Raw genomic sequence first — 8598 nt, 5'->3', positions numbered from 1 at the left:
TAAGCATAACAATATCGTGTTTTCAGACCCGTATGTGAGAAGCTTAAGTATTAATGACCATGGAATCGTAACGTGCAGTTCTGTTTCAGGTAACACCCCCATCGTCGTGCCAAACTGGCAAAGTGAACACCACAGTATCCGATTTTTTACGCTCAATCTACGCCTTTTAAAAACAAATTGCTGTATCCGCAAGAAGGTACTCTTATTATCAAACTGTCTTACCTACCGCAGCACTACAACGTGAACATTGCGCTGTATCCCGAACTCTTCAACCAATTACTCAGGGCGGAATTGATCCGCCCTATTAGTTTTGGACACTGAGTTAAATCAAGTAGGCTGCTACCGCCCTCCTATACAAATTACCTACTATTGTTTACCGATTCAATAAAGGTTTCCTTAGCCCCTTCCACATTGAATTTTTTGGCTTCCTCTAACAATGAAAGTGCTTTAGCAATATTACCCGCCTCAACGGCTTTGCGAATTTCTTTTTTATAGAAACTACCAAGATTCGCACCGGACGGCACGTTATCGGTACTCTGCATCACACGGTCAGTTGCTACTTTGTTGGTATTCACCGCCAGCCGGAAATACCCGTAAGGGGCATGTTTTGCTAAGGGGTCATCAATATCCGGTTCAACCGTATGCCTTGCTCTGGCAAAAGCTTTCGCCGGATGGAGGATAGGCGTCTGCCCTTTCAGATCTTCGGAAGATGTAAAAATTAATAACCTGAGCTTTTGTCTGTTACTATCAGGTATAACAGTGAATGTCAGGATAAATTTATCGTCATCAAAAAATTTCGCCGGAACATATTTAAAATCCTTAAAAGATTTACTGATAACAATATGATTTTGTGCATTTAGCACAAAAACCTCAGGGGCATAGAACGTCATTTCTTTACTGACAAACGTTTCTAAACGAACATCAAGACTCCCTTTATCTCCGGGAAGAACAAAACCGGCGACGGGCCCCGAACTTTGGTCATTTAAAAGTAACTGACTGGATTGATCAATATTAAACTGTACCTGTCCGGGGATATCAAGTTTCGTCCAAGACAGGTCGGCAACATTCGCTGTTGCCTGGTCACTTTGTTCTGAAGCTAGCGATAAAGTTTTCGTTTCGGTACATCCGGCTATCAGCAAGGGAATCAATACCGCGGTAATCCACTTATTCATTGTCATTATTCCTATGGTGGTATTACATTAAACAATGACACCCAGATAACATGAAGGGGGTGATTCACAGGCTAACCGGGTGTCACATAGCCAGACATGCTGGCGATGCTGATACGATGAAAATACTTAGAACCAGGCTTCCACCTGAACCCCAAATTGCATGGTATCGTCGTCTTTTCCACTGTCAAAAGGCGTACTGTTACTGTCATCATCATATTTAAAGTATGTCGCATACAAACGAATCTCAGGACGGGCCCAGAAACTGGATCCTGCACACCATGCCTGAGCAACCGTTACCTTACCCAGTTTTGTTTTCGCGCCATCGTTGTCATCCACAGAGTACCCCAACTCCAGGATACTTTTGTGGTTTTCATCCCATTTATATACCGGTCTGATAACAGCAGACATGGTTTTCCAACGATCCATGGTGCCCCACATTTCTTTACCAACACCATAAACAAGCTGGTGACCGACTTCAACACTGTCACTGAAACCGGCAACACCCCAGTTAATTAAACGGTAACCGTAAGCATCGTCTTTCGCCTCTGCCCCATACCAGCTTCCATCACCATAAAACGCAAAGTTCTTTGAATACCCTTCAGTACCATACTGAAGAACTGTTTTGTTAAACCCATTATCCAAACCCTGAGTCAGCTCTGCGGTGAACATCACCCCATTTTCGGCATCTTTTGCTGCATCAGACGCAGAATCAGTAGGATTAACATAGGCATAATCAATGCCAACTTCCAGGTTCGCTTTTGACCAAAGAGGAATGCCAGCATAGCGTGCATCAAAAGTATTAACATTCAGCATTCCATCATTACCGGTATCTGGCGTATCACCGGAGCCGGAACCATTATTGAAATTGTCATTACGGTCGTTTCGTACCCAGGCCAGTGATAATTTACCTGGACCGGTTTCGATACCCTCAATACCGGCTCCGGCACCTGAAATATTCCAGTAATACATATCACTAATATGTATATCATGACGTTGATAATAACGTTTACCGGCCCACAACGTCGCTTCCGGTGCAAAATTCAGCAAACCTTTCGCTTTCACATTGTATTGACGGAAGGCAAATTCCGCATCCGAAACACACTCGTTACCGGCAGCAACACCACAATTCGTGCCGGTTCCTTCCCAGTCATTAGATCCATTTGAGCTCATTGCAAACATAGTATCGACATAAAACGTTTTCCCGCTTTCATTATAAACTTCCTTGCCGAGTTCTACTTCACCATAAGCATCACCTTCGTTGCCCAGACGACCGATTTTGTTTTTGTTATAAGTAATCTGACCCCCGCCATCAGGACTCATACCAACACCTGCACGCATGTATCCATGAAAATCGACATCAGCAAAAGCAGATGCAGAAATCAAAGCAGAAGAAACTGCCACAGCAATTACGCTTAGTTTATTCATATCGTTACTCCTAAACGATTCATTATTATTTTTCACTTCTTAGCTTTAAAATTACCGAAAAAAGTAACAATAAGCCGAGTGAGGTAAGCCAGGGAATAACCCCTGTTTTATTTTGTTTCACCGATAAATAGCTTAAGAAAAATGATTAATAATGACTTCATCCACAGAAGATTAATTAAGGGGTGAGAGATAAGGAGGAGATAATCGAACTAAAAATAATTTTGTTATCTTTGTCACTAAATTAAGGATGAGAATAAGATATCCGGACAAACTAAAAATAAAAACTGTTATTCACCTCATATTTTAATAAATTAATTTTGGTCCCAATAAAAAATTTTAAATACAGTTTCATCGAGGTTACTTTCAATAATGCATTGAACTATTTAAATATAACCAAAAAAAATTTCCCCACAATAAGGATAATACCCAAATTACTTTACGAAATCTGAGTATAATATTTAATTGTACGGTACTGAAATTAATGAATTTTTAGCTAACTAAACGTTTATACCCAAGCGACCTGAAGATGCGATATTCAGTGAGATTTGTCTGCGCTTGAAACAAGGCTCTAATTTGAAAGCAAATGTATTATAACCGGAATTTTTTCACTAAACCGGCCAGTTCAGAAGATTCCTTCGTCAATAATTCTGCGGCACTGGCACATAACTCCGAATTACTCCTGTTACCATGAGTCACACTGTCAATCTGGTTAATACCTTGGGATACCAGCTCCGCACCAACCGACTGCTCCGTTGACGCCTGTGCAATTTTTTCCATCAATGTCGAAACTGAACTAACGTTATTAACGATATCTTGTAGTGATTGTGTTGCTTTGTCTGTCAGCTCAATGCCCCGTTTTGTTCTTGTGGCAGAGTTTTTAATTAGTGTCGATGTTTCCTGAACAGCATTAGCACATCGTACCGCAAGATTTCGTACTTCTTCAGCGACAACGGTAAATCCCCGGCCAGCTTCACCGGCCCGGGCGGCTTCTATGGCAGCGTTCAATGCCAGCAAATTCGTCTGCTCTGCAATACCTTCGATTGAACTAATAATCGTATTAATATCATTACCTGAAGACTCAATTTCCACCATAGCACCGCTTAGTTCATTCATAATCTCGCTTGCGGTAACAGCATAAGTATTACTTACGCCAGAAAGATGACTGACATGACGGGCATCTTCAGAACTGCTTCGGATTTGTTGAGCAATATGACTGATCGTTGAATTTATTTCAGTTACAGACGAAGCCGACGTTGTCGCGCCACTGGCCAGAGTCTGGCTTAAACCTGATATTTGGGCAGCATTTTCTGCAATCACTCCTGACCGGGTTGAAATATGCTGTATCAATTCACTGAGCTTCTCTACCATTTTCTTCAGTGCAAGTCCCAGTTGATCTTGTTCGGATGCCAGCTCAATATCAATCGTCAAATCACCCTGAGCTACCGTTTCGGCTGCTTTAACCTGTTTTTGAAGTGAAATAGCCATCTCATCCAACGCTTCAGATAGTTGCCCTATTTCGTCCGATGACACGTGGCCCAACCTTGAGTCAAACCGGCCTTTGGAAACCATTTGCGCCATTTTGACAGAAGACAATATCGGCCGGGACAATTTATCCGAGAAATAGAGGATACCCAGTAAGGCAACGATGGTCATCGATACGCCAATCGCTATCTGGTTCAGAATATGCTTAACGGCCTGCCCGGCCAATTCTTCATTTAACTGGTATAAGTTATTCAGAACCAACGCTTTACTGACTTCCAGCGTAATGAACCAGCGAACGCCGGAATCACCAAATGAAATAGGCACTAATACCCGGTAAAAATGAGAATTTTCATCATCTATACGTGCGTCATTACTCAGCCATGAGTAAAGGTTTTGAAACGTTTTGTCATTGTATATCTGTCTGACTGATTGCCCGATATTTTTCGCATTTTGGCTATCAGCAACCACCAAACCTTTATCGGTCGAGATAACCACATGACTTTTCCCGTTATAAATGCCCTGAGAAGCTTTTACTGCCAGATTTTGAACGTAATCTAAGTTAAAATCCGTACCGGCAACACCAACGAATTTTCCTTTTACAAAAATAGGCACAGACATACTGGCAAGCCATAACCGTTTACCCTGAAACTGATAAGGTATCGGGGCAGTAACCACTTCTTTACCGGTTTTTTGAGGAATCTGATACCAGGCATTTTTCATCAGCCCATTGACATATTTTCCAGAAGAGTCATATCCGTTCAGTGGATGTATAATAGGGTGTCCCTTCTGGTTTCTGGTTATATATGGAACATAACGACCACTTTTATCGCTATCGTTCCGACCAGATTCGATATCCGCATCATTACCGTCAAATGCATTGGGCTCCCAACCACTATAAGTACCATGAAGGTGTGAGTTATTATTTAGGACTGCTTCCAGGAGATTATTAATTACCTTCCGGTTTAAAACATGAAAAAAGTCATTAGCATAATATGATTTTATCGCTGAAATAGACGTTGAGACCGACTTCGCTGATTCTAACCCTTTTTCAATCTGGAGGTTAATCGACTTTGCTGACTCGATTGCTTTATATTGTAATTTGTCTAGGACTTCTCTCTTAATTATTTCAGACGAACGCTTTGATACTGTTTTCTGAGAAATGTTGGATGAATATACATTATATCCAACCAAAACGATTGAAGTAATAATTAAACAAAAACCTGCGGTAAGTGCTATTTTAGTTCTTATTGATTTTATTTTCATGGCAAGATTACTCTTTTTAAACCAGACCTGACATTAATTTCCGAATCGTCTGTCAACAACTCAGAGAATTAATGAAAATAAAATATAAAATGGATTATTTTTGATAATGGCCAAAGTAAGCTACAACGACTTTGTCTTTTCCTGATGTTCTTGAAAACACATAAGCGCCTTTGTTGGGTAAATTCAGATGAATACCGCTCCCGACGGAAGGGTGGCGATGTCTGAACTGGCCTAATGTGCGCCAAAAGTGTAAAAGAGACTGTCTTTTTTCGTCCAGATTCCAAACCATATCTGACCGGGTTCCCTGTTGGAAATCATCTTTAGGATAAGGTCCGATATCTCGTGCCACTTCATCACCATAAAACACCTGAACGGCACCCGGACTCAGCAGAAGCGCTGCTGCTACTCCTTTCTGCATATCAAAATTCAGATACCGGCTGAAGAACAACTCAGTGTCATGAGAAGAAATGTAACTCACCGGATTCAGCTTGTTTTTCTCATGAAGCGAATCTGAATAAAACCGATAAATATCGTCCATATAACTCAGACAAGCCGCGCCTTTCGCAACACTGTGCTGAAAATCAAAATTAAGCAACGCATCGAAGCCATTGTTATAATCCGGACTTTTTGACGGTCCCATCCCCCAGACTTCGCCCATCATCCAAAAAGGACGGGTTACGTTATCATGACGGGCCTGATGAAATTGCCGTAATTTAACGGTTGCTGCAGATTTCAGCCGTTTCCAGACATCGCCATTGACATGTTTAACCGTATCGACCCTAAATCCATCTATACCGAACCTCTTAACCCAGTCACTCTGCCACTCAATTAAATAATCGGACACGGTATACCCTTTTTTAGTCACAACCCTGGTTCCGGGATTATGTAAAAGCCACTCAGGTGGCGTAACGTGTTTTTCCGATTCAGTGAGAAAATCCGGCAGGCCGGATAAAGAAAGAGTTTGAGCCGTTGACCCCGACTGAGGATAGCCTGGCAAACTAGCTCTGACCCAGTCTCCGCCCCACCACTGTGACCAGTTCTTACTTTTATAATCAATCAGTTGATTGAAAGTGTGCCAATTCTCTCCGTTTTTTGGTTGCCAGTCTCCCCACCGCTCAGGTAACAGGGAGGTATCCGGAACGACTCTGACTTTTTCTTCCTGTAAATCCGATAATGTGGCATAGCCCGCGTGGTTCAGAACTACATCCAACAACACTTTTATTCCCCGTTTATGGACTTCATCAACCATTGTTTTTAATGTTGTTTCCGTTCCTAAATTCGCATCAATTTTAGTAAAGTCCCTGGCCCAGTAACCGTGGTAGCCATAAAACGGAAATGAACCTCGTTTCCCTCCTCCGACAAAGCCGTGGATTTGTTCAACGATGGATGATAACCATATCGCATCCGTCCCCAGACTTTTAATATAATCAAGGTGGTTAATGACGCCCTGAAGATCTCCGCCATGAAATGTTCCTATTTCGTCTTTCCCATCAGAATGTCGTCCATAAGCATGGTCGTTGCTCTTATCACCGTTAGCGAACCGGTCTATCAAGACAAAATAAATGTTCGCATTTCGCCAAACCAATGAATGATGCTCCTCTCGAGATTCATCGACAGCACGATCGGCAGGTTCGAGAAGAACCAAACCATGGCTCTCAGGGGAAGGAGTAACCAAAACGTGTCTGTCTTTAACTGTTACAACCTGATGACTAAACGCATCGCGTAGCACCGTTCCATCGGCAAACATATTACCCAAATCAATGCGGACCGGTTTGTTGGTATATACCGGGCATTGCACATCAGGCAAAGGACGGGTAAAACGGGCTTTATCCGTTGTGACAGGTTGCCTTTTTACTTTAATTGTGTGGTTGTGTTCATCGTAGATGAATGCATACTCCCCGGGAAAACGGATCTTAGCGTGAAACAACCCAGGGGTATTGCATCCAACATATAATGGCGTGTTAAATTCGAATTTCTGTCTGGTTGGTGGAGGGCATTGTCCATCCTGCTCAAGAACTTGAATTTGGTAGTTTTGTTTTTTTAGATGAATAATTAAGGGTTCACGTTTTTGCAGCTCTCGCATCTGATGTGTATCACCGGCAGTCACCGTCAGTGTTGCTGCCTGTACCTGAGTTGCTAAGCATGCAAGACATAGGTAAGAAGGTATCTTTTTCATAAGCAAATCACGTTATTATCAATTATAGTTTTTAGATAAAATACTCAACTATCGGAATGGTTGCATCCTCCTCAGAGGTACGCCCCCAGATAATTTCTGCAGTAACAGATAAAAAAACGCTGCTTTAAATGCAGCGCAAAGTAATGAAAAACAAACGGACAAAAAATACCAACTCGCGTTTACCCTTTTACACCACCAGCGGTCAGCCCTCCGACAAGCCAGCGCTGGGCCAGTAAAAAAACAACGGTAATTGGCAAGGCAGATAAAACAGCAGCAGCAGCAAAATCACCCCATAAGTAATTTTGAGGGTACAAATACTGCTGCATCCCAACGGCCAGCGTGTATTTGTTAATATCAGATAAAAGAAGTGAAGCTACCGGTACTTCTCCGACGACCATAATAAATGACAATATAAACACTACCGCCAGAATTGGCACAGATAATGGCAGTAATACCAGACGAAATGCCTGCCAGGGCGTTGCGCCATCGAGTGCAGCAGCTTCTTCCAATGAATTATCAATCGTTTCGAAATACCCTTTAATCGTCCATACATGCAATGCAATGCCACCCAAATAGGAAAAGATAAGTCCACCATGTGTATTCAGTCCGAGAAATGGCACATATTGCCCTAATTTGTCGAACAATGCATAAATTGCCACCAAGGCCAGTACTGCCGGAAACATCTGGAAAATCATCATGGCTTTTAAAATAATGCTTTTCCCACCGAATTTAAGCCGGGCAAACGCATAGGCAGATGTAGTAGACAAGGCCACGATCAATACCGATGCAATCGATGCCACTTTTATCGAATTCCATAACCAAGTCAGAACCGGAAATGGAGGTGGGGTCACCGTACCATCGGCATTAACAACCGGAAAACCAAATGCTAGTTTCCAATGCTCCAGAGAAGGGTGTTCTGGAATAAGGCTTCCTGTTGAGAAATTACCTTCACGGAAAGATATCGCAACAATCATTAACAGGGGGAAAATAATCAGGGTTAAAAATGCCCATAATCCCAGATGAGCCGCCCACACGCGATACTTCAAATTTTTTCCTTGGACCATAGCCATAGTGGTTCTC

The 8598-nt window shown here is 42.3% G+C and carries 6 protein-coding genes; 1 reads left to right on the top strand and 5 read right to left on the bottom strand.

Annotated elements, in window-relative coordinates; translation table 11 throughout:
* Positions 1 to 244: hypothetical protein (locus EES38_RS22305; protein ID WP_208020392.1), on the top strand; the 244-nt coding region annotated here is incomplete at its 5' end.
* 115 nt (positions 245 to 359) lie between these two features.
* Here the strand turns inward: EES38_RS22305 and EES38_RS03750 are convergent.
* The 5 genes from EES38_RS03750 to malG all read right to left on the bottom strand — a co-directional run bounded on the left by EES38_RS03750 (position 360) and on the right by malG (position 8588).
* Positions 360 to 1172, bottom strand: a complete 813-nt coding sequence (locus EES38_RS03750; protein ID WP_166434202.1) for a MalM family protein — start codon at positions 1170 to 1172, stop codon at positions 360 to 362.
* Positions 1173 to 1298: 126 nt separating this feature from the next.
* Positions 1299 to 2597 carry a maltoporin gene (locus EES38_RS03745; protein ID WP_124935814.1) on the bottom strand — a complete coding sequence of 433 codons (1299 nt, stop codon included), beginning with the start codon at positions 2595 to 2597 and terminating at the stop codon, positions 1299 to 1301.
* Positions 2598 to 3185: 588 nt separating this feature from the next.
* Positions 3186 to 5342, bottom strand: a complete 2157-nt coding sequence (locus tag EES38_RS03740; RefSeq protein WP_124935813.1) for a methyl-accepting chemotaxis protein — start codon at positions 5340 to 5342, stop codon at positions 3186 to 3188.
* Between the two features lie 94 nt (positions 5343 to 5436).
* The gene (locus EES38_RS03735) at positions 5437 to 7518 is read right to left on the bottom strand and encodes an alpha-amylase (RefSeq protein WP_124935812.1); all 2082 of its coding nucleotides are present in this window, start codon (positions 7516 to 7518) and stop codon (positions 5437 to 5439) included.
* A 179-nt stretch (positions 7519 to 7697) separates the two neighbouring features.
* On the bottom strand, positions 7698 to 8588 hold the full coding sequence (gene malG / locus EES38_RS03730) for a maltose ABC transporter permease MalG (RefSeq protein ID WP_124935811.1): 891 nt from the start codon (positions 8586 to 8588) through the stop codon (positions 7698 to 7700).
* Positions 8589 to 8598: the final 10 nt, after the last annotated feature.

The organism is Vibrio viridaestus (assembly GCF_003856525.1).
In the GTDB taxonomy this organism is placed as follows: domain Bacteria; phylum Pseudomonadota; class Gammaproteobacteria; order Enterobacterales; family Vibrionaceae; genus Vibrio; species Vibrio viridaestus.
Note: the sequence above shows the minus strand (reverse complement) of the source record. Positions and strands in the feature narration are given on the sequence as shown.